Raw genomic sequence first — 26,191 nt, 5'->3', positions numbered from 1 at the left:
GGCTTGGACGGTGAAGGACGTGTCACCAAGACTTTGTCCTGTGTGGTGAGGCGGAGTAGTACCTCACCATGGGTCAGGAGACGTGGAGTTGGATCGTTCCGGACAGACTGCGGGAGCCTGCCAAGCCGTTGGTCCCGCGCCTGCTGCCTGCCCGGCTGGTGGTGTATTTCGTGCTGGGGCTGGCGCTGTTCTCGCCAGCTCCGTATCTCGAGGTGATGCGGCACCTGGTCGAGGGCCTGCACGGTGCGGGTCTGCTCGGTGACTGGCGTATTCCGGCGATGCCCTCGCTGTTCAGGGCCCGGCAGCGGCTGGGGCCGGAGCCGTTGCTGGCGCTCAGCCCTTTCCAGGTCGCCACCGACTCCGACGGCGGCTCTCTCGGAGATCTGTGACGCGTTGGCCGGAGCGTGCCGTCTGCCTTGACGGGACCGAGCCGCGCCGCCTTCGCCAATGTCGAGTCCGAGCGCACACCTTCATCGGGCCCCCGACGCGGTACGTGACGGCGAACCGGCCGTCGACGGACACTCGGTGGCGGCAACAGCGGACCGCTTGATCAGACTCCTCAGCACCCCCGAACTCGCCCACACCATGGGCGAAAGGGGCCGCCACTGGGTCCAAGCGGAAGGGACCTGGGAGCACTCCTACGCAACTCTGGCAGAGCTGCTCCACTCCGCGCGAGCCGCCGGATGAGCGAGCGCAAGCCGTACTCAAGCGACGGGCCCGACGAATGCCGGGCACTGATCGAGCCGAACGGGCACCCAGCCCGTGTACGGTCCTGGCCGCATCGGCTCACGACAACACGCCCGGCACCGCCTTGCTCGGCCAAGCCGCCGAGCTCTGGAATCGCGGGCGATCAGTCAGTTGGAGCCGTCAGGGGCAGGCAGCCTGTGGACTCACGCCTGGTCGTCGTCCTTGTTGTCCTCGGGGTACGGGTCGGGCATGCGGCGCTCCATGAGCGGCCGGAGCAGGCCGCCGAGCCGGTAGATGCCGACCAGTGCCGCGAGCCCGACCGCGAGGGTCAGCCAAGGCATGTGCCACAGCCAGTTCGCGCCGCCCATGGCGGCAAACGCGATCACAGAGGCGAACAGGACGATGACACAGCCGCTCGCGCCGCGCCTCGCTTTGTCGGCGTCGCCCGTCTGAAAGGGCTTCATGGGGCCGGGAGGTCCTGCATAGCTCATATGGCGCCCCCGCTGACTCGAGTCGGACGTATCGCGTGGTGTGCAGTGATCATGACACCCACGATGCCAGAGACACCCCAAGTGAAGCCGTGGAGCACGGTCGTTGTCGTGTCATGGTCTGCTCGCGAAGGGGCCAGGCCCGGTCGAGGGGGCGGTGCGGCTCGCTGGGGAGTTCCACATCTACGCGTACAAGACGCCGCGGACGGCGGCGCACTGGGTCAAGACCATGAAGGCCAAAGGGGATTGGCGGCAGGTCGACCGGTTCACGCTCGCTTGGACCGCGCGCGCTCAGAAGTTCACGAGCAAAGAGCGGCGTACCGAACTGGTCGTCGCGCTGAAGGAGGCGGTCGCTACGCAGGGCTGATCGCCAGCGCCAACCAGCCCGGCCGCCTTCGTCCCTGTGGCCGGGCTTTCGCACGCCTCGGGGAAGTCTCTCGGTGCCCCCGCAGGGCGCTACAACAAGCACCGCACGCACCGAACGCGCAAGGCCGCCGCTCCCCTCCATGCCCTGCCCGACCCCATCGAGGCGGAACAGTATGACACCAGAACAAGCGCACTTGAATGACACCGTCCCTCCAGAACAGCAGAGCCATCAAGCGCGGATCCCCGTCACATCGAGGTGCAGATTCGCACTGCCCGCTCCAGGGCTCCGCCTGAGGCTGTGGCGTCTCACTCAGCGTGCAGCTCTACGGGCCGGTCCGCAGCCCCACTCCCCCCGCCGTCAGGCAAGGGGAAGGGCCGCCGCCCGTGCTGTAGTTCAGGCCCGGTTCTTGAGAAGCTTGATCAGCTGCTCCAGCTTCTCGGCGGGCATGCGCTCCTCGAGGATCCGCAGTACTGCTTCCGGTCGGCCGAACGGCATGGACTTGACACCCACGAGCTTCGGCAGTGGTTCCCGCTGCTTTGTCGAGTCGGCCTTGTTCTCCATTGGTGCGGCTGGGGATCCGGTTGCCGGACCGTCGGAGGGCTCGTCATCGGCTGACGTCTTCGCCTTGCTCGTCGAAGGCTGGGTACTCCCATGAGCGGGCAGACCTTCCGGGGAGCCTCCCCACGCGCGTAGAGCGTAATCGGCACCGGAACCTCGAACGCGATCGTCCCCCTTGACTGCGGGTCAGCGGGCGCCGCGCCGGCCCCGAAGGAACGTCCGCCTGGGCAGGACGAGCAGCAGCAGGCTGTAGTACTGCAGCACGGGTACGGCGAGGGCGAGGACAAGAGCCAGGACCAGAAGGAGGACGTTGAGATAGCTCACGGTATACAAATCCTTGATCCTCCGACGGCCCTCTTCACCGTCCCCCTCGACCAGTCCCGGGGTGGTCTTCAAGATCCTCAGCATCGCCAGCCGGCACACCATGCTCGCCAGGAGAACCGTGTAGTAGAACGCCGCCGCGAACCGGTTACGGCCGAAGGCGCCAATCATCTCCGTCGGCAGGGGGAGCACGACGACGGACAGCAGCCATCCCATGTTCCACACCATCAAAGAGCGGGTGACCCTCGCGACCGACGAGAAGGTCCGGTGGTGCTCCCGCCAGATGTTTGCGATGACCGCGAAGCTGAGCAGGAAGCTCCAGATCTGGTCGAGGTGACCGGTGAACACCTCGCTGGCCTGCTGGTGGGCGGACACGGCCTCCGGGACGAGATCGATCAGCGGCAGGATCAGCAAAGTGATCGAGATCGCGGTCACCGCGTCGGTGAACAGCACCAGCCGTTCGCCCGAGGCACCCCCTTCGCTCCTGCCCGGCGCGGGAACCGGCGGCTGAGTCGAGTCGTATCCTCCCGTGCCGGTTTGGTCGACGGCGTCGCTGGCACCCATGCGTGTTGCACCTTTCTTCTGTCCGGTCCGTCGGGCCGGGATCTGCCGGCCGCGGCGGCTCCCACGACCAGGGCGGATCTCAATGTCTGGCTGTACAAGGACTGTTGGGTAAACGGATTCGAGTTCGAGCACGAAGCAGCCGCTGCCCACGGGGCAGGCCGGGACTCAGGGCTGCCCGGAGGCGCGCACCTTCAGCGCTCCCGAGCGGGTGAGCAGCGCGGCGATCGCCATGAACACCAGCCCGTTGGTGACGATCGAGGCGATGTCCTGAGGCGGGGCGCCGTGCCGGAAGAAGAAGCGGCCCAGCTCGGACTCGTACCAGTAGGTGGCGCCGATGGAGAACACTGAGCGGGCGACAATCAGGCCGATCCAAAGCGCCGCGTAACTGCGGCCGGCCCGGGCGACGACCTGGCCGTCCGGCTCCCGGAAAACCTGGACCTGGCTGACGGCGACCAGCCCGAACAGCACGCCGGCCGCGAGGCCGCAGATCTCGACGGCCAGGCCGATCCCGTTGTCGAAGAAGGTGTGGACGAACACGGGGACGATGATCACCGCGACGATCAGCGGGCGGAGCAGGCGTGCGCGGCTCACCGCCTTGGTGCCGAGGTCGGCGTGCAGGGTTGTGAGCAGCACGACGACGTTGATGAGGAGAGCGCTCTGCAAAGTGGACATGGTTTCCGTCGGTAGGTGAAGGGGGTTCTTGTCCACACAGCGTCTGGCCTGTGCCACGGCCCGGGCGTCGGCCGAGGAGCCGAGGAGGGTGGAGCGCGGATCCCTCCACCCTTCTCCACCCTCCTCCACCTGTCGGCGGGCCCCGGCCCGGCTGCGGGGCAGAGGCGCATGCCAAGCTGAAACCATGGTCATTACCACCGAGGGCAAGCCGTCGTCGGCGCACCCCGTGCCACCGCGACCGATGCTGCCGCGTGCTGACCTCTGGCAGCATGCGCTGCCCCGGATGCTCGGGTTGGCTTTGGTGCTGGTCGGCCTGCCGTTCTCGGACGGGCTTGTCTGGTCCGCCACCACCTGGGTGCTGGTGGTGCTGATGAGCGGCGCCTGGGCTCTGTGGTGCGCGGCCGGCTTCCGCGCGGGATCTCCGGTGCCCGAGGCGTTGGCAGTGCCGATCCTGGGCGTCGCAATGATCAGCGGGAACCTCCTGGTCACCCTCGAACCCGAGGCCATGCTGGCCACGGCGATCGTCGGCATGGCGGCGGTGTCGTCCGGAGTGTTCCTGTCCACGCTGGTCAGCGCGGCCGTGCTGGCGGCCGGTGTCCTGGCGCTGGCGATCGGCGGGATCGTGGCCGGCTTCCCAGGGCAGGCATGGGCGCGCGTCGCCGCCTGGATCGCCGCCCTGCTGGCTTGCCAGCTCGCCGGAGCGACCCGGCGCAGCGTCGGGACGCAGCACGCGCAGGCGGAGGAACTGCTGCTGCAGACCCGGCGTGTGCACGAGCAGGAGCAGCGGGCCGCGGCGCTGGCCGAGCGGACCCGGGTCGCCCGGGAGATCCACGACGTCCTGGCGCAGTCGCTGGGTGCCCTGGCGGTGCAGTTGGACGTGACCGACTCGCTGCTCACCGCGGATCCGCCGCGCACCGAAGAGGCGGTGGAGCGGGTCCACAACGCCCGCCGGATCGCCGTCGACGGACTGACCGAGACCCGCCGCGCGATCACGGTCCTGCGTGCGGACACCCCGCCCCTGCCGGAGGCCCTCACCGCGCTGGTCCACGACCACCGCACCGCCTCCGGCGCGCCCGCGACCTTCACACCGGTCGGCACCCCGCGCGCGCTCGAACCGGACGTTGGGCTAGCGTTGCTGAGAGTCGCCCAGGAGTCCTTGGCGAACGCCGCCAAGCACGCCCGCGGACAGGAGCTGACCGCCACTTTGGACTACGAAGAGGACCAGGTGAGGCTGACCGTGCTGTCCGGGCCCGCCGGCTCCGGTGGCGGCGAGGCCGGCCCACGGCCCCGAGTAGCGGGGATGGACGGCGGCTACGGTCTGGCCGGCATGCGCGAGCGGCTGCTGCTGGTCGGCGGCGACCTGACGGCCGGCCCCACCCCGCAGGGGTGGCGCGTGCAGGCGGAGGTGCCCGCATGACTACTCGGGTCGTGGTCGTCGACGATCAGCAGGTGGTCCGCGAAGGCCTGATGACCCTGCTGGACATGATGGACGGCATCGACGTCGTCGCCGGGGGCGCGAACGGCGAGGAGGCCATCGCCCAAGTCGCCGAAACGCACCCGGACGCGGTGCTGATGGACCTGAGCATGCCGGGGATGGGCGGCGTGGAGGCCACCCGCCGGATCGTGACGGCGCACCCGGACGTGGCCGTCGTGGTGCTGACGACTATGGCGGACGATCAGCTGATACTCGACGCCCTGCAGGCCGGCGCCCGCGCCTACCTGACCAAGGACGCCGGCAAGGCCGAGATCGTCCGCGCGATCGAGGCCGCGCTCACCCGGCACACCACCTTGGACCCGATCGTCCAGGAGCGGCTGCTGGCCGCCGCCATGCGCGGCGCCGACCATACGACCGAACGGCGGCGGGCCGAACCGTCGCAGGACCTGCTGACCCCGCGCGAGTCTGACGTACTGCGGCTGCTCGCCCAAGGGTTGTCGAACGGCGCGATCGGCCGGCGCCTGCTGGTAGGGGAGGCCACCGTCAAGACCCACATCAACCACCTGTTCGCCAAGCTCCAGGTCCGCACCCGCGCACAGGCCGTCGCCTGGGCCCATGCCCACGGTTTCGGACCCCGTGCGGACCGCGTGCGCTCTGGCCAGCCCGCCGGGTGAGCGGCGCGCCGGGCTAGAACCCGTTCGCAAACCTTGAGTCAGCAGCAACGGTTGGGCGGCAGCGCTGGTCGTGACTATTCGCTGCTGATGAGTTGACCAGGGGCCTCGTGATGCGGGTTAGGGTGCTGTTTCCCAGTGATCCAGGGCTGTTTCGTCAGTCGTGAACCACCGCTCGAGTTCTACTGCAGCGCCGTCTTCAGTGATGCTGATGGTGGTGTGGTCAGCCACGGCGCGCAGGGCGGCAGGAGCGTGGCCCATGGCGACGCCGCGGCCTTGCGCCTGCCGGAAACCCCGTCCGCGCAGGCCACCCGGCCCACGTCCGCCGCTTACCGGCGGCACGGCATGATGATCGGCCGTGCTGCTCCAACTCGCCTACCTGACCGTGGCCAACGTCTTCGCCATGCTGCGCCTGCTCCCCATGAGCGACCATGACAAAGACGCCGAGATCCTGGCCCTCCGCCACCAGATCACCATCCTGCAGCGGCAACTCGGCCCCGGTCGAGCAAAGTTCAGGCCCGAGGACCGGGCGTTCCTCGCCTCGATCCTTCACTCTCTCCCGCGCCAGCTCCTGCGCCGCCTGCACCTGCTCATCCGGCCCGACACCGTCCTGCGCTGGCACCGCGACCTGATCAAACAGCGCCACGCGAACACTTCCCGCCCCCGACGCACCGGCAGACCCCGCACTGTGCGCTCCATCCGCCTGCTCATCCTGCGCCTGGTCCGCGAGAACCCCTCCCGGGGCTACCGCCGCATCCACGGCGAGCTCGCCACCCCCGGCAGCAAAATCGCCGCCTCCACCGTCTGGGAGATCCTCAAAGCCGAGGGCATCGAGCCGACCCCCGGCCGAGCCTCCACCACTTGGGCCACCTTCCTGCGCTCCCAGGCCGACGCCCTCCTGGCGACGGACTTCAACGAGACCGTCGCCCTGACCGGCGAGCGCCAGTACACTCTCGCCGTCATCGAACACGCCACCCGGCACATCCGCATCCCCCGCATGAACTCGATCATGGAACGTTGGGTACAGACCTGCCGCCACGAACTCCTCGACCGCACCCTCATCTGGAACGAGAACCACCTACGCCACGCCCTGCGCGAGTTCGGGGACCATCACAACCAGCACCGCCCCACCAGGCGATGAACCGGGGCACCCCACTGCAGGCGGTACCAGAACCGATCACCGACCCCGACCAAATCGCCAACCTGAACATACGCCGACACGACCGCCTCGCTGGCGTACTCCACGAATACCGACATGCCGCCTGACCTTGACGGATGAGGTTTTCAGCAGGCGCAGTTTCGAGGGCGTCGTAGAGGGTGAGGCCGGCGTGGGGACTTTTGGGGACAGGCGTTGTTCGGTGAGGAAGGCGTGGGTGGCGGTCACGAGGGTGACGTGGTGGTGCTGGCCGGGCCAGGAGCGGCGCCCGGCCTACTTGGCGGCGAAGGCCCAGCTGTATGTCGTGCCGCCCTGATCGGACCAGCGGACCTCGATCTCCTTGGCGTTGGCCGGGACCATGTAGGTCCGGCAGATGGTGTAACTCTGTCCGGCCTGCCAGTTCTCGATGTCGGTGGTGCGGTCGCAGCCGGGTGCGTCCTCGGCGGCCATCAGCACCAGACTCGCGGGGGCGCCGTCCGCGTAGATCTCGGTCGCCCTGCCGACGTCGGGCGAACTCTCCACCACACCACCGGACTTGTTGGTGAACTTCACATGGGCGATGGCGGCGATGAGACCCTTGGCGTTCTTGGGGTCATTGGCAATCTTCTTCGCCTCGGCTTCGGTACTCAGGTCGACCTTCTGCGCGGCGATCTCGTACGTGATCTTGGGTTCATTCTCCTTGAAGGGGACGGTGATGGACTCGCCGGCCTTCATCGACCCGGACTCCGTCTCGCCACCCTCGGGATTGTCACCCTTCGGCGTGCTGTCGGACGAGGCCTGCTTCGGCTTGTCCGCCGACTTGCCGCCGGAGTCGGAGCCCCCGCAGGCGGTCAGGGCGAGGGCCAGGATAGCGATGGGCGCGGCGGCGCGCAGGGCGCGGGTACGGCGGTTGGTGCGGATGGACGTACGGCTGAACATGCGGCGCGACAACTACGGTCTCCTGTTCGTCGATCTCCCCCATCGCGCCCGCTCAGTTGGACGGAGACTGGCGCGCGATCGGCTTTCGACCGGGAAGCATATGGGTGGCGCCGAAAGCACAGGAACGGCGGGGCACCCAGGGCCTGTTCCGCCCCGGCCCGGGCACTCAGGCCACGACTTCCACCTGTATCGCCGGTGTCACCTAGTGACCTGAGTCGGAGGTTGTTGGCAGTTCCAGGGGCTCCGAGTGGCCGGCCGATGCGCCCAAGTCCCTGGCGGGGAGTCGAGCCTGGCTCGTGCTGTCGTTGCCTGACCGCGAATGGAACTACCTGGAAATCTCTGACTCAGGACACTACCGGTGATTTGTTGACGTCGGGCAGTCGTCGCGGTAGGACGACAAGCAGGGGTGGTTGCCATGACCGCTCGTCGTCCGTGTCCACCAGCACCGGGGCCGCTCGAGGACTACGCGGCGGCTTCGATGACCTCTTCGACTCACTGGCTCAGCGGCGGGGTTTTCGCCAGTACCTGACCGAGCTGCTGGCCCCGCGGGAGCGGAACAAGACGCTGACCTGCCTGGCCGGGGCGGAACCGGTAGCCGGAGCCCAGCACCCGGCGGTGCAGCGGCTGCAGTTCTTCCCCTCCGAGTCGCCATGGGAGCACGAGCGGGTCAATGCCCGCCGTCTTGAGCGGCTGCGAGGCGATCCGCGTACCTCCCCGCATACGGGCGGGGTGCTGGTCATCGACGACTCCGGCGATCCCAAGGACGGGACGGCGACCTCCAACGTGGGCCGGCAGTGGCTGGGCCGCTACGGCAAGACCGACAACGCGGTGGTCACCGTGACGACGCTGTGGGCGGACGAGCGTCTGCGGTGCCCTTTACGCCCGCCCACCACTTCGAGCGGGGCCGCGGCGATCCCGGCTCCCGCACCAAGTGGCGCATCGCCGCTGCCCTGGCCCAGCAGGCCAGCGCGGCCGGGTTTCCCTTCCGGGCGGCGGTGGCCGACGGCGCCTACGGGGACGTGGATGACTTCCGCTGCGAACTGCACGCCGCGGACGTGCCGTTCGTGATGGCCATCAGACGCCGCCGCGGCATCTGGGCCTACGCGCATGAGACCCATACCCCCGTTGACGCGTCACGGCGGCTGTGTGCCTGCCGAGAATGTCGTCCATGCAGATCAGGAGCGTCTTCGACGGTGCGGCAGGATGAGCACTCGTGCTGCTTCGTCTCGCGTACCTGACCGCCACCAACATATTCGCCGCACTGCGGTTGCTGCCGATGAGCGACGGCGCCAAGGATGTGGAGATCCTCGCCCTTCGCCACGAGATCACCGTCCTCGAGCGGCAGCTCGGTTCTGACCGGGTGAAATTCACTCCGCAAGACCGGGCGTTCCTCGCCGCCCTACTGGCGCCACTGCCCCGTCAGGTCCTGCACCGGCTACGACTACTGGTGCAGCCCGACACCGTGCTGCGCTGGCACCGCGACCTGATGAAGCGGCGCCACGCCCGAACGTGTCGGCCGAAGAGACCGGGCCGACCGCCCACAGTCCGCTCAATTCGCGCGCTAATTCTCCGCCTGGTCCGGGAGAACCCATCCTGGGGCTACCGCAGGGTCCACGGTGAGCTCACCACCCTCGGAATCAAGATCGCCGCCTCCACCGTCTGGGAAATCCTCACGGCCGAGGGCATCGACCCCGCGCCCGACCGGGCCGCCACCACCTGGGCCGACTTCCTGCACTCCCAAGCCGAAGCGCTCCTAGCCTGCGACTTCATCGAGACCATCACCCCTACTGGCGAACGCCAGTACATCCTCGCGGTCATCGACCACATCACCCGGCGCGTCCGGATCCTCGGCACCACCGCTCATCCCACCGCCGCCTGGGTCACCCAGGCCGCTCGGAATCTGGTGATAGACCTGGCGGACGCCGAAGCCACCGTCGGCTACCTGATCCGGGACCGGGACGCAAAGTACCCGACCCTCTTCGACGAGATCCTGAGCGCCACCGGCATCCAGGTCGTCCTCACCGGCGTCCGGATCCCGCGCATGAACGCCATCACGGAACGCTGGGTCCAAACCTGCCGCCACGAACTGCTCGACCGCACCCTCATCTGGAATGAGGACCACCTGCGCCGTGCGCTCCGCCAGTTCGAACTGCATTACAACACCCACCGGCCCCACCAAGCGATGGATCAGGCAGCACCCCTGCGCACCGTTCCCGAACCACTCACCACCGACCAAGTCTCCCGCCTGAAGGTACGCCGGAAAGACCGCCTTGGTGGAGTCATCCACGAATACCAATATGCCGCTTGAACTGCGAGGATGGAGTTCTCGGCAGGCGCAGAGCCCCCGCAGACATGGGGTCGGTGAAAGCCGTGAAGGGGTCGAGTGGGAGCACGACCCCCTGACGAGTATTCGGACAAGGGGGCGAACAGCGCGACCCCTTGCCTCGTACACCAGACCGAGCAGCGGAGAAGCTCCCTGGGAGCGACCGGATCGGGTGACCAGCCGTCCACCCTCGGTTGACGTCGCTCCCAGACTCCCGCTCCCTGGGAGCACTGGGAGCGGCTTCCCGCTCCCAGAATTGCTCCCAAAAACGAAGTAGGGGCCATCCGAAGATGGCCCCTACCTGCGACGTTTCCGTCGGGACGACAGGATTTGAACCTGCGACCCCTTGACCCCCAGTCAAGTGCGCTACCAAGCTGCGCCACGTCCCGGTGCGCGTGTCTCGCGGTGTTCTGCGTGATCGCGCAGACAGAACTTTACCGCACGTTCGGGAGTGGTCCGCGCCCCCTGCCGGGGGGCCCGCGAGGGAGAATCGGGTTATGAGCACTGCACCGCGACCCGATGACCGTGGCCGTGACCGTGATGCCGAAGGGCGGGCCCGTAACGCGCGGCCCCGTGATGGGCTCGGGCGGCCGTTGCCGTACGGGACCGAGGGGGTGGAGCGGCAGCCCGAAGGGGTCACGCGTACGCCCGATGAGACGGTCGCTCAGGCCCAGGCCCTGCTTGACGCGGGGCGGCCCTTCCACGCGCACGAGGTCTTCGAGGACGCCTGGAAGTCCGGGCCCGAGGAAGAGCGTGACCTGTGGAAAGGGCTCGCCCAGCTGGCCGTTGGGCTGACCCACTCGGCCCGCGGCAACCTCACGGGCGGGGCGCGGCTGCTGCTCAGAGGCGCGGGCGCGATCGGCCAGGGGAAGTGGGGGGAGCGGCCGTACGGGATCGACGTGGACGGACTTGTGGGGTGGGCGCGGCAGTTGGCTGCGTTCCTGGAAGAGGACGGTCCGACGGTGGACGCGGCCCGGCACGCCCCCCGGCTGCGTGGAGACGCGCGGCACTAGCGGCTGCCGTGGTCGCGCCTACTCCATCGGGATCCCGTCTGCTCTGGGCGGTAGGGTGCGTGGCGCTCCCGTCGCATGCCCCCCGCCGCCGCCTGCGTGGAGATGCGCGGTACTAGCCGTCTTCACGGCGACGCGACGCGTACCCCCTCGCGGTCCGGCGTGCTCCAGCCCCCAGGGCCCGCAGCGCTCCCGTTGCATGCCCCCCGGCTGCGTGGAGACGCGCGGCACCAGCAGCCGTCACGGCGACGCGCCCCCCTCTCCGGATCCAACCCGCCCCGCCCGCCACCGCCCCCACCTCTCCCGTGCGGCAGACTTTTGGTGTGCGAGAGATTCATGTCATCGGGATCGGCGCCGGCGATCCCGACCAGTTGACCCTGCAGGCCGTCAAGGCTCTGAAGAGCACCGATGTGTTCTTCATCCTCGACAAGGGCGAGGAGAAGGACGATCTCGTCCGGCTGCGGCGGTACCTCCTCGGCGAGCACTGTGCCGACGGCGCTTACCGCGTCGTCGAGGCGCGCGACCCCGCGCGGGACCGGAAGGCGAGCGGCGCGGACTACTCCCCCGCCGTCGGGGACTGGCGCAGCCGTCGTGCGGAGATCTATGAGCGGCTGATCGCCGACGAGCTGGGCGAGGAGGAGAGCGGTGCCTTTCTCGTGTGGGGCGATCCCTCGCTGTACGACGGCACCATCGGGGTGCTGGACGAAGTGCTCGGCCGGGGTGCGGTGGCCTTTACGTACGATGTCGTGCCCGGTATCAGCAGTGTGTCCTCGCTCGCCGCCAAGCACCGCACCGGGTTGAACCGCGTCGCGCGACCCGTGCAGATCACCACCGGGCGCCGCCTCGCCGACAGCGGGTTTCCCGAAGGTGTCGATGATGTCGTGGTCATGCTTGATGCCCGGCAGACATTCCTGCACTACCAGGGCGGGGATGAGGGTGGGGGTGACATCTACATCTACTGGGGGGCCTACATCGGGACCGACGACGAAATTCTCGTTTCCGGGCCGCTCGACGAAGTCGCTCCCCGCATCGAAGCCCTCCGGGCCGAGGCGCGCGAGCGCAAAGGGTGGATCATGGACACCTATCTTCTGCGCCGCCACCAGGAGTAAGCACACTTCCCTCTCCCTTTCACCGGACCGGACCGGCCCCGCATGCACAGGCACACGCGCGGTGTGAGGGTGAGCGTGTGACCACCACCGCCGAGCCCGCCGCCGAGGCCCCCGCTCAGGGGCCGCCCGTCCTCGACAAGCGCCGCCGGAACATCGTCTTCGTGACGATCATGCTGGGCATGCTGCTCGCCGCTCTCGACCAGACCATCGTGGGCACCGCGCTGCCCACGATCGTGGCGGATCTGGGCGGTGCCGAGCACATGTCGTGGGTCGTGACGTCGTATCTGCTGGCGGAGACCGTCGCCACGGTGCTCGTCGGGAAGTTCGGTGATCTCTTCGGGCGGAAGATCGTCTTTCAGGTTTCGGCGATCGTCTTCATCACCGGCTCGTTCCTGTGCGGTCTGTCGACGAACATGACGCTGCTCATCGCCTGGCGCGCCCTGCAGGGCATCGGCGCGGGCGGTCTGATGGTGACCTCGATGGCGTTGATCGCCGATGTGATCCCGTTGCGCGAGCGCGGGAAGTATCAGGGTGCGATCGGTGCCGTCTTCGGGGTCTCCACCGTGATCGGGCCGCTGCTCGGCGGGCTCTTCACCGACCATCTGACGTGGCGCTGGGCCTTCTACGTGAATGTGCCGATCGCGATCGTCGTCGTGATCGCCGCCGCGCGGAACATCCCCGTCGTGAAGTCGGCGGTGCGTCCCGTCATCGACTATCTCGGCATCGCGTTCGTCGCGATCGGCGCCAGCGCGCTCATTCTGGCGACGAGTTGGGGCGGCAACCAGTACGCGTGGGGTTCCGGCACCATCATCGCGCTGTTCGTCGGCGGTGCGCTGGCGCTCGCGCTGTTCTGCGTGGTCGAGACGCGGGCCGCCGAACCGATGCTGCCGATGCGTCTGTTCGCCAACCCCGTCTTCACGGTCTGCTCGATCCTCAGCTTCATCGTCGGCTTCGCGATGCTGGGCGCGATGACGTTCCTGCCGACCTACCTGCAGTACGTGGACGGGGACTCGGCCACCATCTCGGGCGTGCGGACGCTGCCCATGGTGATCGGGCTGCTCATCGCCTCCATCTTCAGCGGCAACGTGGTGAGCAAGACCGGGAAGTACCGGATCTTTCCCATCGTGGGCGCGCTGGTCATGGCGCTCGGGCTCTATCTGCTCTCCCTCATGGACAACGAGACAAGTACCTGGCTCGAATCGCTGTACATGTTCGTCCTCGGTACCGGTATCGGGCTCTGCATGCAGGTCCTGACGATCGCCGTGCAGAACACCGTCAACTACTCGGACCTGGGCACGGCGACCTCCGGAGTCACCTTCTTCCGTACGCTCGGCAGCTCTTTCGGCACCGCCGTGTTCGGGACCATCTACGCCAACACCTTGAAGCCCAACCTGGCGGACGGCGTCGCCGCGGCGGCCAGGGCCGGGAACGTCGATCCCGCGGTGGCGGCCAAGGCCGCTCAGAGTCCGCAGGGGTTGCACGGCCTTCCCCCACAGGCCGCCGAGCCCATCATCAAGGCATACGCCGACACGCTGCACACGGTGTTCCTGTGGACGGTGCCCGTGGCACTGCTCGGGTTCGTGGTGGCCCTCTTCCTCAAGCAGGTGCGGCTGCGGGACAGCGCGCGGATGAGCTCGTCCGACATGGGCGAGGGCTTCGCGTCTCCGTCGTCGAGCGGCAGCCCGGACCGGGTGCTCGAACTGGCGGTCGGGAACATCATCCGCAGTACCGGTATGGACACCGCGCGCCGTGTCATCCGCGATTCCGACACGCGGCTCGACATCGCCGGGGCGTGGGCCGTCATGCAAGTCTCGCTCTTCGACCGGATGGTCGGTCATGCGAGCCTCGGCCTGATCGCGGCACGGCGTCAGCTGCCGTCCGAAGTCCTGGTGCCGGTCTTCGACCGCATGGTCGAGGAGGGCTTCCTCACCCGCTCCGGCCTGCTCTTCTCGCACACCCCGGCGGGTGCACGCGAGGCCGACGTGATCGGCAAGGCGTGGGCGAAGTGGCTGGGCGAGCAGGTGGAGAAGGACAGCGGCCGGCCCGCGGACCAGGATCTCGAAAAGGCCGTGGACGCCATCGCCAAGCGGCTGCTCGTGGAGGACCTGGAGCACGGCCTCGCACCCGAGGCCAGACAGCCGGCCTCGCTGAGCAAGGCCTGAGCAACGCCTGAGCAAGGCCTGAGCAAGGCCTGAGCAAGGCCTGAGCAAGGCCTGAGCAAGGCCTGTTCAAGGCGTAGGCCTGCCGCGTCCCGCCCTCAGGCCCTCAGCCCTAGCCCCTCAGCCCTTCACCCCCTCAGCGCAGCAGCAGCTGGAGTCCGCCGAGGATCGTCGCGCCGATCACCAGCTGCTCGAAGAGACGCTGGTTGATGCGGTGCACGGCGGCCTTGCCGATGAGGGCGCCCGGCACGACGAAGAGCACGAGCGCCGCGTCGAGCAGCAGCGAATGCCAGTCGATCAGGCCAAGGCCCACGCTGAACGGCACCTTCGACGTGTTGACGATGAGGAAGAACCACGCCGACGTCCCCAGGAAGCTCAGCTTCCGGAAGCCCGCGGACAGCAGATACATCGACATCACCGGGCCGCCCGCGTTGGCGACCATCGTGGTGAAACCGCCGAGCACACCGTACGAGGGGGCCTTCAGGCGGGCGCCACGCGACGGGCGCGAGGACCCTGAGGACCCCGAGGACCCTGAGGCCTCGGCCTCTTCCGCCGCGGCCCGGCGGCGCCACAGCGTGACCGCCGCCATCAACAGGAGGATCGCCCCGATCGACGTACGGACGGCGGCGTCGTCGGCCCACATCAGGAAGACCGTGCCGACCACCACGCCGCCCGCGACGGCGGGGAACAGACGCCACAGGGTGGGCCAGTGGGCGTGCCTGCGGTAGGTGAGGACGGCGAGGACGTCGCCCGCGATGAGGATGGGCAGCAGGACACCGGTGGAATCGCGGGCCGGCAGGACCGCGGCGAAGACGGCGAGGCTGACCGTGTTGGCCCCGCTGACGGCGGTCTTCGAGAAGCCGACGAGCAGCGTGGCCGCGGCGAGCACGGCGAATTCCCACAGGGATACGTCGAGAGATAGGTCCATTCCGGGAACAGATGCTAGGCCCAACTATCTTCGCGCCGCCCGGACGGCCACATCCTGGACGCCGCGGAGATCTGCCAGGAGGGCCCTAGGCCCCGCTGTACGTGACGCGCAGCTCCCGCTTGAGGACCTTCATGCTGGGGCCGAGCGGCAGCTCCGCGGTGAATTCCACCCGGCGCGGGTACTTGTGCCGGCCCAGGTGTTCCTTGGACCACTCGGTGATCCGTGCGGCGTCGGGGGCCGAGCCGGGCGCCGCGACGACGACGGCGCAGATCTCCTCGCCGTGCACGTCGTCGGGCAGTCCGATCACGGCGACGTGCGCGACGTCCGGGTGGCGCATGAGCACCTCCTCGACCTCGCGCGGGTAGACGTTGAAGCCGCCGCGGATGATGACGTCCTTCTTGCGGTCGACGATGGCCAGGAACCCGTCGGCGTCCTTGGTGCCGAGGTCCCCGGTGCGGAACCAGCCGTCGACGACGGCCTCGGCGGTGGCCTCCGGGCGCCCGAGGTAGCCGGAGAATACGTTGTGGCCGCGGACCACGACCTCCCCCAGTTCCCCGGCGGGCAGCAGCTCGATGCGGCCCTCGACCTCGGCGCGGGCGATCTCCACGTCCACGCCCCACAGCGGGTGACCGATGGTGCCCGCCCTGGTGCCAAACACCGGCTGGTTCACGGAGGCGGTGGGCGAGGTCTCGGAGAGCCCGTACCCCTCGTAGACCGGTACGCCGAAGGCCTCCTCGAAGCGTTCCAGTACGGCCACGGGCAGCGAGGCGCCGCCGGAGACCGCGAGCCGCAGCGCGGGCAGCCCGCCGGTCGTGGCAGCCGTGGCAGCAGCGGCAGCAGCGGCCACGAGGTTCACGTACATCGTCGGCACCCCGTGGAAGGTGTTGACGCCCTCCGCCGCCATCAGTTCGAGGGCCCGCGCGGCGTCGAAGCGCGGCAGCAGCACGAGGGTGGCGCCCGCACGCCAGGTGGCGTTCATGGAGACGGTCTGGCCGAAGGCGTGGAAGAGCGGGAGCGCGCCGAGCGCGATGTCGTCGCGGTGCACGTCATGGGCGTCGAAGGCGCAGACCGTCGCGTTCATCACCAGGTTGAGGTGGCTGAGCACGGCGCCCTTGGGGACGCCCGTGGTGCCGCTGGTGTAGAAGACGACGGCGGGGTCGTCGGCGTCACGTGAGACATATCCGGCGAGCGGCTCGGCGGCGTGCGCCAGGGTGTCCAGCTCACCGTCGCCGCCGAGGGTCAGCATCCGTACGCCGGTGGCGGTGGCAGCGGCCTTGCCCGTGTCGGCCTGCGCGGGATGGCACAGGAGCAGGGTGGCGCCGCTGTCCCGCAGGACGTGCTGGACCTCTTCGGCCGAGAGCAGGAGGTGTACGGGGACGACGACTCCGCCCGCGGCGAGGATCGCGTAGTAGGCGCGCGGGAACTCGGCGGTGTTGGGCGCCATCAGGGCCACGCGGTCCCCCGGCCGGACCCCGAGTTCCACGAGTGCCGCCGCCTGTGTGCGGGCCTGCGCCCACAATTCTGCGAAGGTGAGCCGGAGTTCGCCCTCGACGAGGGCGGTGTGGTCCGGGCGGCGGCGGGCGGGCTCGGCGAGGATCGCGGCGAGGGACAGCGTGGCCATGGGTGGTGCTCCGTTTTCTTGCGTTCCTTGCGTTTTGTGCGGTTGTGCGGTCGTACGTTCTGTGCGGTCGTGCGTTTCGTGTGCTTGTGCGGTCGTGCGCTCTGTGCGGCCCTTCGGGCTTACGGAAGGGAGTTCAGCCGCGTTCGACGAGCAGTGCGCTGCCCTGGCCGACGCCCACGCACATCGTGGCCAGGCCGCGGGCCGACCCGGTGCGGCGCATGCGGTGCAGGAGGGTGGTGAGGATGCGGGCGCCCGAGCAGCCGAGGGGGTGGCCGATGGCGATGGCGCCGCCGCTCGGGTTGACCAGCTCCGGGTCGATGCCGAGGGCGTCGACGCAGGCGAGGGCCTGGGCCGCGAACGCCTCGTTGAACTCGGCCTCCTGGAGGTCGCCGATGTCCCAGCCGACGCGGGCGAGGGCCTTCCGGGTGGCGGGGACGGGGCCGATGCCCATGACGTCCGGGTGCACACCGGCGGAGGCGCCGGCGACGTACCGGCCCAGGGATTCGAGGCCGAGGTCGTTCAGGGCTTCCTCGCTGACGAGGAGGAGTCCGGCCGCGCCGTCGTTCATCGGCGAGGCGTTGCCCGCGGTGACGGTGCCGTCCTTGCGGAAGACGGGGCGCAGGCCGCTCAGTTTCTCGTACGAGGTGTCCTCACGGATGCATTCGTCGAGGTCGACGGTGGTGCCGTCGGGCCGTGTGACGGGGAGGATCTCGTCGTCGAAGTGGCCGTTCTTGCGGGCCTCGGTGGCGCGCTGGTGGCTGCGGAGGGCGAAGGTGTCCTGGCGCTCGCGGGTCACTCCGTAGCGCTCGGCGACCTCCTCGGCGGTCTCTCCCATGGCGAGGACGCCGTGCAGGTCCTTCATCGCGGGGTTGACCAGGCGCCACCCCAGGCGGGTGTCCGCGGTCTCCATCTTGTGCGGCAGCGCTTCGTCGGGGCGGGGCAGGACGAAGGGGGCGCGGCTCATCGACTCGGAGCCGCCCGCGAGGACGACGTCGGCCTCGCCGGACGCGATGGTGCGGGCGGCGGCGGTGACGGCTTCCATGCCGGAGGCGCAGAGCCGGTTCACCGTGGCGCCGGGGACGGATTCCGGGAGGCCCGCGAGGAGGGCGGCCATGCGGGCCACGTTGCGGTTGTCCTCGCCCGCCTGGTTGGCGGCGCCCCAGTAGATGTCGTCGATCCGGGCGGGGTCCAGCTCCGGGGTGCCTGCGAGGAGGCCGCGTACGACCGTGGCGGCGAGGTCGTCCGGGCGGACGGTGGAGAGGGTGCCGCGGAGTTTGCCGATGGGGGTGCGGCGGGCTGCGGCGAAGTGGACTGGGCGCACGATACGGCTCCGGATCGTTTGCGGTCGTCGTCTCTGCGGGTGAGCGCTTGACGTTAATTAGCAGTGCTAGTTTTGGAGTGTACGGGCAGGTCGCGCTGCGGGGAAGAGTGGTCTTTTCGGGCGCGGCGGCCTTGGGCGGCGTGGATCACCGGCTTCGCCGAGTTCGTCCTCAAGCGCCGGACGGGCTGAAAGGCCTAGCCCACGCCCACCCTCACCGCTCCCCCCTCAGCGTCCACCCGCCCCGTCCAGCCGCCCTCCAGGTACAGCGCCTGGTTCGGCAGGACCCTGCGGCGGAGCCGCTGGCGGAACAGGGGGCGGTCGTTCTGGGTGACCTCCAGGACGGGGCGGACCAGCGGTTGCGTCGTGCGCAGGATGAAGCGGGGTTCCGGAGCGTTCGGTGTGAGGCGGTTCGGGGCCACCCAGCGCAGGGGGGCGTCGGCAAGGAGCGGTACGGCGTCGGCGGGCCATCCCGCGCCGTCCAGCCAGGCCCGTACCGACTCCGCGACCCGCGCGCCCTCCCCCGCGGCCACGCGCGCGGGCTCCACCGCGTGCACCCCGCTGCCCGCCGCGAAGACGCCCGGCGAGGCCGTGCGGTAGGAGCCGTCCACCGCGGGGCCGCGTGTGCCGGGATCCAGGAGCACGCCGCCGCGGCGAGCCAGTTCGTGGTCGGGCACGAAGTCACCGGTGAACACCACCGTGTCGCAGGAGAGCAGGCCCTGCCGTCCGTCACGGTGCCGCAGCCGTACCCCCGAAAGCCGTCCGTGGCCCAGGAGTTCGGCCACCACCGCCCCGGTCACCAGCGGCACCCTGCCGAACCCGAGCCGGGTCCCCGCGGACCGCGCCCGGCCCACCTGGGCCCGCGCCTCCCGGGTGACGAGCGCGGCGACCTGCACCCCCGCGCGTCGCAGCGCGGCCAGCGCCTCGTAGCTCACCGGCTCCGCGCCCACGACGACCGCCCGGCTGCCGATCTCCTGCCCGTGGAGGTGGATCGCCTGCTGGAGTTCCCCGGTGGTGAACACGCCCGCCGGTCGCGTGCCCGGCACCAGGCGTGCCGTCCGCGGCCTCTCCCGCGCACCGGTAGCCAGGACCACGGCGCGCGCGGTGATCCGTTCGAGGCCGTGCGGTCCCGTCGTGTCCAGGGAGAGCGGGCCGTCCCAGCCGGTGGCGGTCACCCCCGTCCGTACCGCCGCACCTGCGCCGAGGGTGGCTTCGACGAGGGACTCCGCGAACTGCGGTCCCGTCACTCCCCAGCGCCCGAATCCCCGGTGGTGGCAGTGGCGCGGCACCCCACCGGCCCGCGCCTCCCGTTCGAGGACCTCCACGGTGCCCGCGCCCGAGGCGGAGATCCGGGCCGCCGCCGCGAGCCCCGCGGGGCCCGCGCCGACGACCAGGACGTCCACGTTCCGCTGCCGCCTCATCGCGCCGCCCCCGACTCGCCCCAGCCTTCGAAGAGTTCCCGCACGGCGGCCCCGCAGTAGAACCCCTGGCATCGCCCGCCCCGGGCCCGTGTCCGGCGCCGCAGGCCGTCGAGCGAGCCGGGCGGGACCGTACTGATGAGGGCGTCCCTGATCTCTCCGCGGGTCACGCGCTCGCAGTGGCAGACGATGCTGCCGTACGCGGAGTCGGTCGCGATGAGGTCGGCGCGCTGGTAGGGGCGCGGGAACGATTCCCCGATGTTCGGCATGTGCACGGGGTCCAGGTTCCCGGCGACGGTCAGGTCCAGGTCGGGGCCCGCCGCGTCGGCGAGCAGCCCCACGACGTGCTCCGCGATCGCCATCGAAGCGGTGAGGCCGGTGGAGCGGATGCCGCCGGCGGTGATGTACCGCTGCTCGGGTGCGCTGTGAATCTGGTAGTCGTCGTGCTCGGTGGCCGCCCGCAGCCCGGCGTAGACCGCGGTGACCTCCTCGTCGACGAGGGAGGGCAGGATGCGCTCCCCCTTGGCGCGCAGTCCGTCCAGGCCGTCTCCGGTCGTGCCCGTGGCCCTCTTGTCGTCCAGTTCCTCGGCGGTGGGGCCGAGGAGGACGTTGCCGTACACGGTGGGCGCCACGAGGACGCCCTTCCCGAGTGCCGTCGGGACCGGCAGGAGGATGTGACGGACCAGATCGCGGGCGAGTTTGTCGAAGACGATGAGCTGGCCGCGGCGCGGGGTGACCGTGAACTTGCCGCTTCCGAGCAGGAGTTGGTCGATCACGTCCGCGTGCAGGCCCGCGGCGTTGATGAGGTGGCGGGTGCGGATGACGCCACGGGGTGTGGTCAGTTCGTGGTGGTCGGCGTCGTCCGGCGGCGGCTGGGGTGAAGCAATGCCCTCCACCTTGCAGTTGAGGTGCAGGTCCACGCCCGCGCGCACGGCCTGGGTGGCGTACGCGAGGGTCGTCGTCCAGGGGCAGATGATGGACTCGCCGGGGACTTCGAGCGCGCCCAGTGCGCCTTCGCCCAGGTGCGGTTCGCGGGAGCGGACCTCTTCGGCGCCGATGATCCGGGCCTCGTGGTAGTCGTTGACCTCCGCCTTCTTCAACAGGCCCGGCAGCGCTGACAGTTGTTCCTCGTCCCAGGCGACGAGCAGTGCGCCGACGGGTTCGACGGGGATGCCCGATTCGATGGCGTACGCGGCGAGCAGGCGGCGGCCTTCTCGTACGAGGCGCGCCTCCAGGGAGCCCGGCACGGCGTCGAAACCGGTGTGCAGGATCGCGGTGTTGGCCTTCGACGTGCCGTCGCCGACGTCGCCGGAGGCTTCGACCAGGGCGATGCGGAGGGGGTGGTGTGCCAGCTCGCGGGCGATGGCGGTGCCGACCACGCCCGCCCCGACGACGGTCACGTCGTAGGGCTCGGAGGGCAGCGGGCCCTTGGTGGTGACGGTCATGACGGTACGGCCGTGCGGTCGAGGAGGATGTCGACCGCCGAGCGGAAGCCGCCGAGGCGTTCGGCGGCCCGGGCGGCGTCGATCTTCGGCTCGTACACGGCGGCGGGCCGCCACCGGGGGACGGCGTCCCGCACCGTGAGCTGCGGGTCGAGGCCCAGGCGGGCGACGGCACCCACGCCGAGGGCGGTGACGTCGGGCAGCGCCGATACCTCCACGGGGATCTGCAGCAGATCCGCCTGGGTCTGCATCAGGAGGGACGAGCGGGTGAGGCCTCCGTCGACGCGCAGGCTCGTCAGGGGCTCGCCCAGGTCGGCGGCCACGGCGTCGGCGAGCGAGGCGACCTGGGCCGCGATGCCCTCGCACAGGGCGCGGACCAGATGCCCGGGGGTCGTGTCGAGTCCGAGGCCGGTGATGGAGCCGCGCAGATCGCCGCGCCACCAGGGCGCCGCGAGTCCGGCGAGCGCGGGGACGAAGGTGACGCCGCCCGTGTCGGGCACCGACGACCCCACCAGGTCGAGGTCGGCGGCGCCTTCGATGACGCCGAGGTCCGTGAGCCAGCGGACGGCGGACGCGGCGGTGTAGACCTGCCCGTCGAGGCAGTAGCTGCTCTCCCCCGCGAGGCGCCAGGCGACACAGCTGACCAGGCCGGAGTCACCCCTGCGCGGGAGTGAGCCGGTCTGGGCGAGCAGGAACGCGCCGGTGCCGTAGGTGCATTTGGCGGTGCCGGGCTCGGTCACGTCCTGGGCGAGCAGCGCGGCCTGCTGGTCGACGAGGAGGCCGGTGAGCGGGAGTTCGGTGCCGAAGGCCTTCGTGGCGCCGACCGGGCCCGCCGCGTCGACGACACGCGGCAGCCGCTCGTCGGCGAGGCCGAAGACGTCGAGGGCGCGCCGTGACCACGTGACGTCGTCCAGGTCGAGGAGCTGGGTGCGTCCGGCGGTCGCGGCGTCGGTGACGAACTCGCCGGTGAGCTGGTGGACCAGCCAGGCGTCGCTGGTGGTGACGACGCCTTCGCGGGTGAGGTGGCGGCGTATCCATGCCATCTTGGGCGCGGCGAAGTAGGGGTCCAGAGGCAGCCCCGTCAGGTGCCTGAGCTCTTCCGCGTACGGCGCCAGTTCCGCGCACAGCGGCTCCGCGCGCCGGTCCTGCCACACGATCGCCTCGGTCAGCGGGCGGCCGGACACGGGGTCCCAGGCGAGCACCGTCTCTCCCTGGTTGGCGAGACCGACCGCGGCGACGGGCTCCCCCGCGTCGGCCAGGGCGCGGCGTCCCGCGTCGACGACCGAGGCGTACAGAGCCGCCGGGTCGACCTCCACCAGGCCTCCGGGGAGGTGGCGCGGGCGTACGGGCGCGACGCCGGTGCCGATCACTCCGCGTTCCGGGCACAGGACGAGAGCCTTCGTGCCGGACGTCCCCTGGTCGATGGCGAGGACTGCCCCGCCGCGCTGTCCTCCGCCGTTGGTGATCACCGCGGAAGCCTGCTACAGCGGCCGGGAAGGCGTCAAGAGCCCCCATCCGGGCTGGTTCCGCACTGACTTTTTCTCAAAATGCCAACCGGCGCGCCGAGTTGAGCTCAAGTCAATCTCAAAAGATTCAAGAACTGGCCTGGAATCGGATGTTGCAGATCTACACTGACCGCCGAACAACATCATTTCGTCATAGGCCAGTTCACACGCCCCACCCTCCGCCCCCACAGAGGATTCATGCCCAATCCGTCAGGCCGCCCCGTTTACCACCCGGCGGGCCACGACGATCAGTTGCGCGCCGTGCTCCAAGACCTCAAGACGGGTCGCTGGGTGTCGACGCGCACCCTGCTCGACTCCACGCCCGACTGGGGCCTCTGGACCCAGCGCACGCAGATCCTGGCGGCCGCCGTCGCCGGTTCGGACGTGGTCAGGGCCTGGCGGGCCGAGGAGCCGCACAGCGCCGCCGCGTCCGTGCTGTACACCAGGGTCCTGGTGGAGCGGACCCTGCGCGCCCATCGCGCCGGGCACCGCCACACCAACGAGCTGTGGCGCGAGGCGGCGGCCGCGTGCGGTGCCGCCATCGACGCCTCGCCCGAGGACCCCGTGCCCTGGGTCTGTCTGCTCGCCCTCGCCCAGCTCGACAAGGGCCAGCGGTGGGACGAGCACCGGGTGCCGGCCCCCGAGCCGATGCTGTTCCCCGGCCCCTGGCACCTCCTGGCCGAGGCCGACAAGCGGGACCCCGGCAACCGCGAGGCCTACCACCGGATGCTGCAGTTCGCGTACACGCGCCGCCCCAACGGCCCGCTCACCGAAGCGGTCAACTTCGCTCACTGGGCGTCGGGATCGGCCCACGCAGGCTCGGCCCTGCACGTACTGCCTCTGTATGTGCGCGTCGAGCGCTACCGCAAGGACGGCGGCAGCGAGCACGCCCTGGACCTGCACTGGATAGGGGAGGACGCGACCCGCTCGGCCCTGCGCGCGCTGCACCTGTGGTTCGAGCACGCGCTGCCCGCGGCGACCTCGCTGCTCGACCTCAACTACCTGGCCCACGCCTTATGGGGCGCCCATCAATTCCAGGACGCCGGGCGGGTGTTCGAGGTGCTCGACCCCTTCTACACGGTGGCGCCGTGGACGTACCGCACCCGGTCGCCCGGTGACGCGGACGCGGCGGCCGAGGCATTCATGCAGGCACGTACGCGCTGTCTGACGGCCGTACGGGATTCGGGCTGAGGCCCCCGGACACAGCCTGCCGCATCGCCACCACCACCCGCTGGATCAGCCCCACCCGCTTCCCGCACGACCGCTCCCCGTACGACCGCTCACCGACGGAGGTACAACGTTGTCCCGCACCACCTGGTCGAGCCCAGCCTCGGCCAAAGCACCGCTGCCAGACGAGGAACAAAGGCTCAGGGAGCTCGGCTACCAGCCGGTCCTCGCGCGCCGGATGGGCGGCTTCGGCAACTTCGCCATCAGCTTCTCCGTCATCTCCATCCTCTCCGGCTGCATGACCCTGTACGGCTTCGGACTCGGCACCGGCGGCCCCGCCGTCATGCTCTGGGGCTGGGCGGGCGTCGGCCTCTTCGTGCTCTTCGTGGGCATGGCGCTCGCCGAGGTCACCAGCGCGTACCCGACCTCGGGCGCCCTCTACTACATGGCCGACCGGCTCGGCGGGCGCCGCTGGGGCTGGTACACGGGCTGGCTGAACCTGCTCGGCCTGCTCGGCGCGATAGCCGGCATCGACTACGGCGCCGCACTCTTCTCCGGGGCGTTCCTGAACCTCAAGTTCGGCTTCACGCCCACGCCGGAGAAGACCTTTGTGATCTTCCTGTGCATCCTGCTCCTGCACGCCGTACTGAACCTGTTCAACGTGCGTCTGGTGAGCCTGCTGAACTCCATCAGCGTGTGGTGGCACGTGGCCGGTGTCGCCGTGATCGTGGGCGTCCTCGCGATCGTGCCGGACCACCACCAGTCCCCCGGCTTCGTCTTCGGCGAGTTCGTCAACGACACCGGGTGGGACAACCCGCTCTACGTCACGGCGATCGGCCTGCTCCTCGCGCAGTACACCTTCTGCGGGTACGACGCCTCCGCGCACCTCTCGGAGGAGACCTCCAACGCATCGGTGACCGCGGCGCGCGGCATCGTCCGCGCCATCTGGGCCTCCTGGATCGCCGGATTCATCCTGCTTGCCGGTCTGACGTTCGCGATCCAGGACTACGCGGGCACCCAGGCCACCGAGACCGGTGTGCCGCCGGCACAGATCATGATCGACGCCATCGGCGAGTCCGGCGCCACCGCGCTGCTGCTCATCGTGATCGTGGCGCAGCTGTTCTGCGGCAACGCCGAGACCGCCGCGGCCAGCCGCATGGTGTTCGCGTTCAGCCGTGACAACGCGCTGCCCGGCTCGAAGGTGTGGCGCAAGGTCAGCTCGCGCACCCAGGTGCCGGTGCCCGCGGTCTGGCTCTCGGTCGGCCTCGCCGCGGTGATCGCGCTGCCGTCCCTGTACTCGACGACCGCGTACACGGCCGTGACCGCCATCAACGTCATCGGCATCACGCCCGCCTACGCCATCCCGATCTTCCTGCGGCTGCGGGCCGGCGACCGCTTCGAGAAGGGCCCGTGGAACCTGGGCCGCTGGAGCAAGCCCGTCGGCTGGATCGCGGTGCTCTGGGTGGCGTTCGTGACGGTCCTGTTCTGCTTGCCGCAGGTCTCGCCGGTGACGGTCGACTCGATGAACTACGCGTCGATCGCGCTCGCCGTGGTGCTCACGCTCGCCACGGTGTGGTGGTTCGTGGCCCGGCGCTCCTACAGCACACCGTCGGCCTACGGGTCCGAGCGGGAGCAGGCGGAGATCGCGGAGGACATCGTCTAGGGGCGGCGCATCGCCCAAGCGAATCGGCCGCACCCCGGACTGTCCGTCCGGGGTGCGGCCGTTTCACGGGGTGCGGTCGATTCATGAGGGCGATCGCTTCACGGGGTGCGGTCGTTGAGGATCCGCTGGAAGAGGCGGTGGTCGCGCCAGGCGCCGTTGATGTGCAGGAACTCCGGCGCGACACCAACTCCTCGAAGCCGCACTTGGCCAGGACCCGCTGCGAGGGCACGTTGTCCAGGAGGGTGCCCGCCTCGATGCGGTGCAGGCCGAGCTCGGCGTCGGCGGCCGTACAGGCGTGGGTCACCGCTGCGGTGGCGAGGCCCTTGCCGACGTGGTCCACGTCGATCCAGTAGCCGAGGTTTCCGCTGCGCAGGGGGCCGAGCACGATGGCGGACAGGGTGACGGAGCCGACGATGTCCCCTTCGCGGTCGAGCACCCACGGCACCACGCGTCCGGCTTTGCAGTCCTCCAGCTGTACGCGGAGCCGGGCGGTCTGCGCCTGTGTGGTGAAGTAGTCCTCGGGTCTGGAGGGCTCCCAGGGCTCCAGGTACGTACGGCTGCGCAGCCGGGCACGGGCGAGGCCGCCCGCGTCCTCCAGCGTTGCCTGGCGCATGACGACGTCCGGGGTGATGCGGGCGGGTCGGGTGATCATGCGCCTAGCGTAAGGACTTGGGCGGGCGTTCGGGTCGGT

Annotated in this window: 23 protein-coding genes, 1 tRNA gene and 2 pseudogenes; 14 read left to right on the top strand and 12 right to left on the bottom strand. The window is 69.9% G+C overall.

Translation table 11 applies throughout. From position 1 onward, the window contains the following. Positions 1 to 68 precede the first annotated feature (68 nt). Positions 69 to 389 (top strand): transposase domain-containing protein, encoded by a 321-nt coding sequence (locus tag ABZ906_RS05200; protein ID WP_361377525.1) that lies wholly within the window; start codon positions 69 to 71, stop codon positions 387 to 389. A 58-nt stretch (positions 390 to 447) separates the two neighbouring features. Beyond that, the gene (locus ABZ906_RS05195; RefSeq protein WP_361377522.1) at positions 448 to 687 is read left to right on the top strand and encodes a glycosyltransferase; all 240 of its coding nucleotides are present in this window, start codon (positions 448 to 450) and stop codon (positions 685 to 687) included. Between the two features lie 203 nt (positions 688 to 890). Here the strand turns inward: ABZ906_RS05195 and ABZ906_RS05190 are convergent, their stop codons facing one another. Then, complete coding sequence (locus ABZ906_RS05190; RefSeq protein ID WP_361377519.1) at positions 891 to 1,151, bottom strand: hypothetical protein; 261 nt, start codon at positions 1,149 to 1,151, stop codon at positions 891 to 893. Positions 1,152 to 1,332: 181 nt separating this feature from the next. Here ABZ906_RS05190 and ABZ906_RS05185 point away from each other — a divergent pair, with 181 nt between their 5' ends. Then, positions 1,333 to 1,542 carry a hypothetical protein gene (locus ABZ906_RS05185; RefSeq protein ID WP_361377516.1) on the top strand — a complete coding sequence of 70 codons (210 nt, stop codon included), beginning with the start codon at positions 1,333 to 1,335 and terminating at the stop codon, positions 1,540 to 1,542. 744 nt (positions 1,543 to 2,286) lie between these two features. Here the strand turns inward: ABZ906_RS05185 and ABZ906_RS05180 are convergent. Together ABZ906_RS05180 and ABZ906_RS05175 are read right to left on the bottom strand one after the other, a co-directional pair. After that, on the bottom strand, positions 2,287 to 2,985 hold the full coding sequence (locus ABZ906_RS05180; protein WP_361377513.1) for a TMEM175 family protein: 699 nt from the start codon (positions 2,983 to 2,985) through the stop codon (positions 2,287 to 2,289). A 165-nt stretch (positions 2,986 to 3,150) separates the two neighbouring features. Then, entirely contained in the window at positions 3,151 to 3,657 is a 507-nt protein-coding gene (locus ABZ906_RS05175) for a hypothetical protein (RefSeq protein ID WP_361377510.1), read from the bottom strand. A gap of 184 nt (positions 3,658 to 3,841) precedes the next feature. Here ABZ906_RS05175 and ABZ906_RS05170 point away from each other — a divergent pair, with 184 nt between their 5' ends. The 3 genes and pseudogenes from ABZ906_RS05170 (at position 3,842) to ABZ906_RS05160 (ending at position 7,029) form a co-directional block, all read left to right on the top strand. After that, positions 3,842 to 5,074 (top strand): sensor histidine kinase, encoded by a 1,233-nt coding sequence (locus ABZ906_RS05170; protein WP_361377507.1) that lies wholly within the window; start codon positions 3,842 to 3,844, stop codon positions 5,072 to 5,074. After that, positions 5,071 to 5,766 (top strand): response regulator transcription factor, encoded by a 696-nt coding sequence (locus ABZ906_RS05165; protein ID WP_361377504.1) that lies wholly within the window; start codon positions 5,071 to 5,073, stop codon positions 5,764 to 5,766. Before ABZ906_RS05170 ends, ABZ906_RS05165 begins: the two co-directional genes overlap by 4 nt. Positions 5,767 to 6,121: 355 nt before the next feature. Further along, positions 6,122 to 7,029, top strand: a pseudogene (locus ABZ906_RS05160) (integrase core domain-containing protein). A 163-nt stretch (positions 7,030 to 7,192) separates the two neighbouring features. Here the strand turns inward: ABZ906_RS05160 and ABZ906_RS05155 are convergent. Then, a complete protein-coding gene (locus ABZ906_RS05155) occupies positions 7,193 to 7,849 on the bottom strand; it encodes a hypothetical protein (protein ID WP_361377501.1) in 657 nt (218 codons plus the stop codon). A gap of 420 nt (positions 7,850 to 8,269) precedes the next feature. Here ABZ906_RS05155 and ABZ906_RS05150 point away from each other — a divergent pair, with 420 nt between their 5' ends. Genes ABZ906_RS05150 through ABZ906_RS05140 form a run of 3 tightly spaced genes read left to right on the top strand, consistent with a single transcriptional unit; the run spans position 8,270 to position 10,145 of the window. After that, positions 8,270 to 8,905: a transposase gene (locus ABZ906_RS05150; protein WP_361377498.1), complete on the top strand. Its 636-nt coding sequence runs from the start codon at positions 8,270 to 8,272 to the stop codon at positions 8,903 to 8,905. Continuing rightward, positions 8,788 to 9,075 (top strand): transposase, encoded by a 288-nt coding sequence (locus tag ABZ906_RS05145; RefSeq protein ID WP_361378099.1) that lies wholly within the window; start codon positions 8,788 to 8,790, stop codon positions 9,073 to 9,075. The genes ABZ906_RS05150 and ABZ906_RS05145 overlap by 118 nt, the downstream gene beginning before the upstream one ends. Further along, on the top strand, positions 9,051 to 10,145 hold the full coding sequence (locus ABZ906_RS05140; protein ID WP_361377495.1) for an integrase core domain-containing protein: 1,095 nt from the start codon (positions 9,051 to 9,053) through the stop codon (positions 10,143 to 10,145). The genes ABZ906_RS05145 and ABZ906_RS05140 overlap by 25 nt, the downstream gene beginning before the upstream one ends. A 330-nt stretch (positions 10,146 to 10,475) precedes the next feature. On the opposite strand, the gene ABZ906_RS05135 is transcribed toward ABZ906_RS05140, so the two are convergent. Beyond that, positions 10,476 to 10,549: transfer RNA gene (locus tag ABZ906_RS05135), tRNA-Pro, on the bottom strand. Positions 10,550 to 10,657: 108 nt separating this feature from the next. Here ABZ906_RS05135 and ABZ906_RS05130 point away from each other — a divergent pair. From ABZ906_RS05130 to ABZ906_RS05120, 3 genes are all read left to right on the top strand, one after another. Further along, on the top strand, positions 10,658 to 11,173 hold the full coding sequence (locus ABZ906_RS05130; protein ID WP_361377492.1) for a DUF309 domain-containing protein: 516 nt from the start codon (positions 10,658 to 10,660) through the stop codon (positions 11,171 to 11,173). A gap of 320 nt (positions 11,174 to 11,493) precedes the next feature. After that, entirely contained in the window at positions 11,494 to 12,279 is a 786-nt protein-coding gene (gene cobF / locus ABZ906_RS05125) for a precorrin-6A synthase (deacetylating) (protein ID WP_361377489.1), read from the top strand. A gap of 77 nt (positions 12,280 to 12,356) precedes the next feature. Beyond that, on the top strand, positions 12,357 to 14,441 hold the full coding sequence (locus ABZ906_RS05120; protein ID WP_361185754.1) for an MDR family MFS transporter: 2,085 nt from the start codon (positions 12,357 to 12,359) through the stop codon (positions 14,439 to 14,441). A 133-nt stretch (positions 14,442 to 14,574) separates the two neighbouring features. Here the strand turns inward: ABZ906_RS05120 and ABZ906_RS05115 are convergent, their stop codons facing one another. The 6 genes from ABZ906_RS05115 to ABZ906_RS05090 all read right to left on the bottom strand — a co-directional run bounded on the left by ABZ906_RS05115 (position 14,575) and on the right by ABZ906_RS05090 (position 22,634). After that, positions 14,575 to 15,366: a sulfite exporter TauE/SafE family protein gene (locus tag ABZ906_RS05115; protein WP_361377486.1), complete on the bottom strand. Its 792-nt coding sequence runs from the start codon at positions 15,364 to 15,366 to the stop codon at positions 14,575 to 14,577. A gap of 85 nt (positions 15,367 to 15,451) precedes the next feature. After that, positions 15,452 to 16,987, bottom strand: coding sequence for a long-chain fatty acid--CoA ligase (locus ABZ906_RS05110; protein ID WP_361377483.1), 1,536 nt, complete (start codon positions 16,985 to 16,987; stop codon positions 15,452 to 15,454). Between the two features lie 133 nt (positions 16,988 to 17,120). Beyond that, positions 17,121 to 18,308: a thiolase family protein gene (locus ABZ906_RS05105; protein WP_361377480.1), complete on the bottom strand. Its 1,188-nt coding sequence runs from the start codon at positions 18,306 to 18,308 to the stop codon at positions 17,121 to 17,123. A gap of 194 nt (positions 18,309 to 18,502) precedes the next feature. Further along, positions 18,503 to 19,726 (bottom strand): FAD-dependent oxidoreductase, encoded by a 1,224-nt coding sequence (locus ABZ906_RS05100; RefSeq protein ID WP_361377477.1) that lies wholly within the window; start codon positions 19,724 to 19,726, stop codon positions 18,503 to 18,505. Then, positions 19,723 to 21,168, bottom strand: a complete 1,446-nt coding sequence (locus tag ABZ906_RS05095; protein WP_361377474.1) for an FAD-dependent oxidoreductase — start codon at positions 21,166 to 21,168, stop codon at positions 19,723 to 19,725. The genes ABZ906_RS05100 and ABZ906_RS05095 overlap by 4 nt, the downstream gene beginning before the upstream one ends. Next, entirely contained in the window at positions 21,165 to 22,634 is a 1,470-nt protein-coding gene (locus tag ABZ906_RS05090; protein WP_361377471.1) for an FGGY family carbohydrate kinase, read from the bottom strand. The genes ABZ906_RS05095 and ABZ906_RS05090 overlap by 4 nt, the downstream gene beginning before the upstream one ends. Positions 22,635 to 22,868: 234 nt before the next feature. Between ABZ906_RS05090 and ABZ906_RS05085 the strand changes: the two genes are divergently transcribed. After that, positions 22,869 to 23,861: a hypothetical protein gene (locus ABZ906_RS05085; RefSeq protein ID WP_361185738.1), complete on the top strand. Its 993-nt coding sequence runs from the start codon at positions 22,869 to 22,871 to the stop codon at positions 23,859 to 23,861. A gap of 109 nt (positions 23,862 to 23,970) precedes the next feature. Further along, positions 23,971 to 25,500: an amino acid permease gene (locus tag ABZ906_RS05080; RefSeq protein WP_361185736.1), complete on the top strand. Its 1,530-nt coding sequence runs from the start codon at positions 23,971 to 23,973 to the stop codon at positions 25,498 to 25,500. Between the two features lie 98 nt (positions 25,501 to 25,598). Here the strand turns inward: ABZ906_RS05080 and ABZ906_RS05075 are convergent. Continuing rightward, a pseudogene (locus ABZ906_RS05075) lies at positions 25,599 to 26,152 on the bottom strand (GNAT family protein). Between the last annotated feature and the right edge of the window lie 39 nt (positions 26,153 to 26,191).

Source organism: Streptomyces sp. NPDC046925, assembly GCF_040644915.1.
In the GTDB taxonomy this organism is placed as follows: domain Bacteria; phylum Actinomycetota; class Actinomycetes; order Streptomycetales; family Streptomycetaceae; genus Streptomyces.
This window is presented reverse-complemented; position numbering and strand designations above follow the sequence as displayed.

What these genes read in the sequence shown, in the direction of transcription:
- ABZ906_RS05180 (WP_361377513.1), bottom strand. Translation starts at nt 2,985, where the DNA reads ATGGGTGCCAGCGACGCCGTCGACCAAACCGGCACGGGAGGATACGAC.
- ABZ906_RS05085 (WP_361185738.1), top strand. Translation starts at nt 22,869, where the DNA reads ATGCCCAATCCGTCAGGCCGCCCCGTTTACCACCCGGCGGGCCACGAC.
- ABZ906_RS05115 (WP_361377486.1), bottom strand. Translation starts at nt 15,366, where the DNA reads ATGGACCTATCTCTCGACGTATCCCTGTGGGAATTCGCCGTGCTCGCC.
- ABZ906_RS05170 (WP_361377507.1), top strand. Translation starts at nt 3,842, where the DNA reads ATGGTCATTACCACCGAGGGCAAGCCGTCGTCGGCGCACCCCGTGCCA.
- ABZ906_RS05110 (WP_361377483.1), bottom strand. Translation starts at nt 16,987, where the DNA reads ATGGCCACGCTGTCCCTCGCCGCGATCCTCGCCGAGCCCGCCCGCCGC.
- ABZ906_RS05200 (WP_361377525.1), top strand. Translation starts at nt 69, where the DNA reads ATGGGTCAGGAGACGTGGAGTTGGATCGTTCCGGACAGACTGCGGGAG.
- ABZ906_RS05095 (WP_361377474.1), bottom strand. Translation starts at nt 21,168, where the DNA reads ATGACCGTCACCACCAAGGGCCCGCTGCCCTCCGAGCCCTACGACGTG.
- ABZ906_RS05175 (WP_361377510.1), bottom strand. Translation starts at nt 3,657, where the DNA reads ATGTCCACTTTGCAGAGCGCTCTCCTCATCAACGTCGTCGTGCTGCTC.
- ABZ906_RS05195 (WP_361377522.1), top strand. Translation starts at nt 448, where the DNA reads ATGTCGAGTCCGAGCGCACACCTTCATCGGGCCCCCGACGCGGTACGT.
- ABZ906_RS05100 (WP_361377477.1), bottom strand. Translation starts at nt 19,726, where the DNA reads ATGAGGCGGCAGCGGAACGTGGACGTCCTGGTCGTCGGCGCGGGCCCC.
- ABZ906_RS05190 (WP_361377519.1), bottom strand. Translation starts at nt 1,151, where the DNA reads ATGAAGCCCTTTCAGACGGGCGACGCCGACAAAGCGAGGCGCGGCGCG.
- ABZ906_RS05130 (WP_361377492.1), top strand. Translation starts at nt 10,658, where the DNA reads ATGAGCACTGCACCGCGACCCGATGACCGTGGCCGTGACCGTGATGCC.
- ABZ906_RS05165 (WP_361377504.1), top strand. Translation starts at nt 5,071, where the DNA reads ATGACTACTCGGGTCGTGGTCGTCGACGATCAGCAGGTGGTCCGCGAA.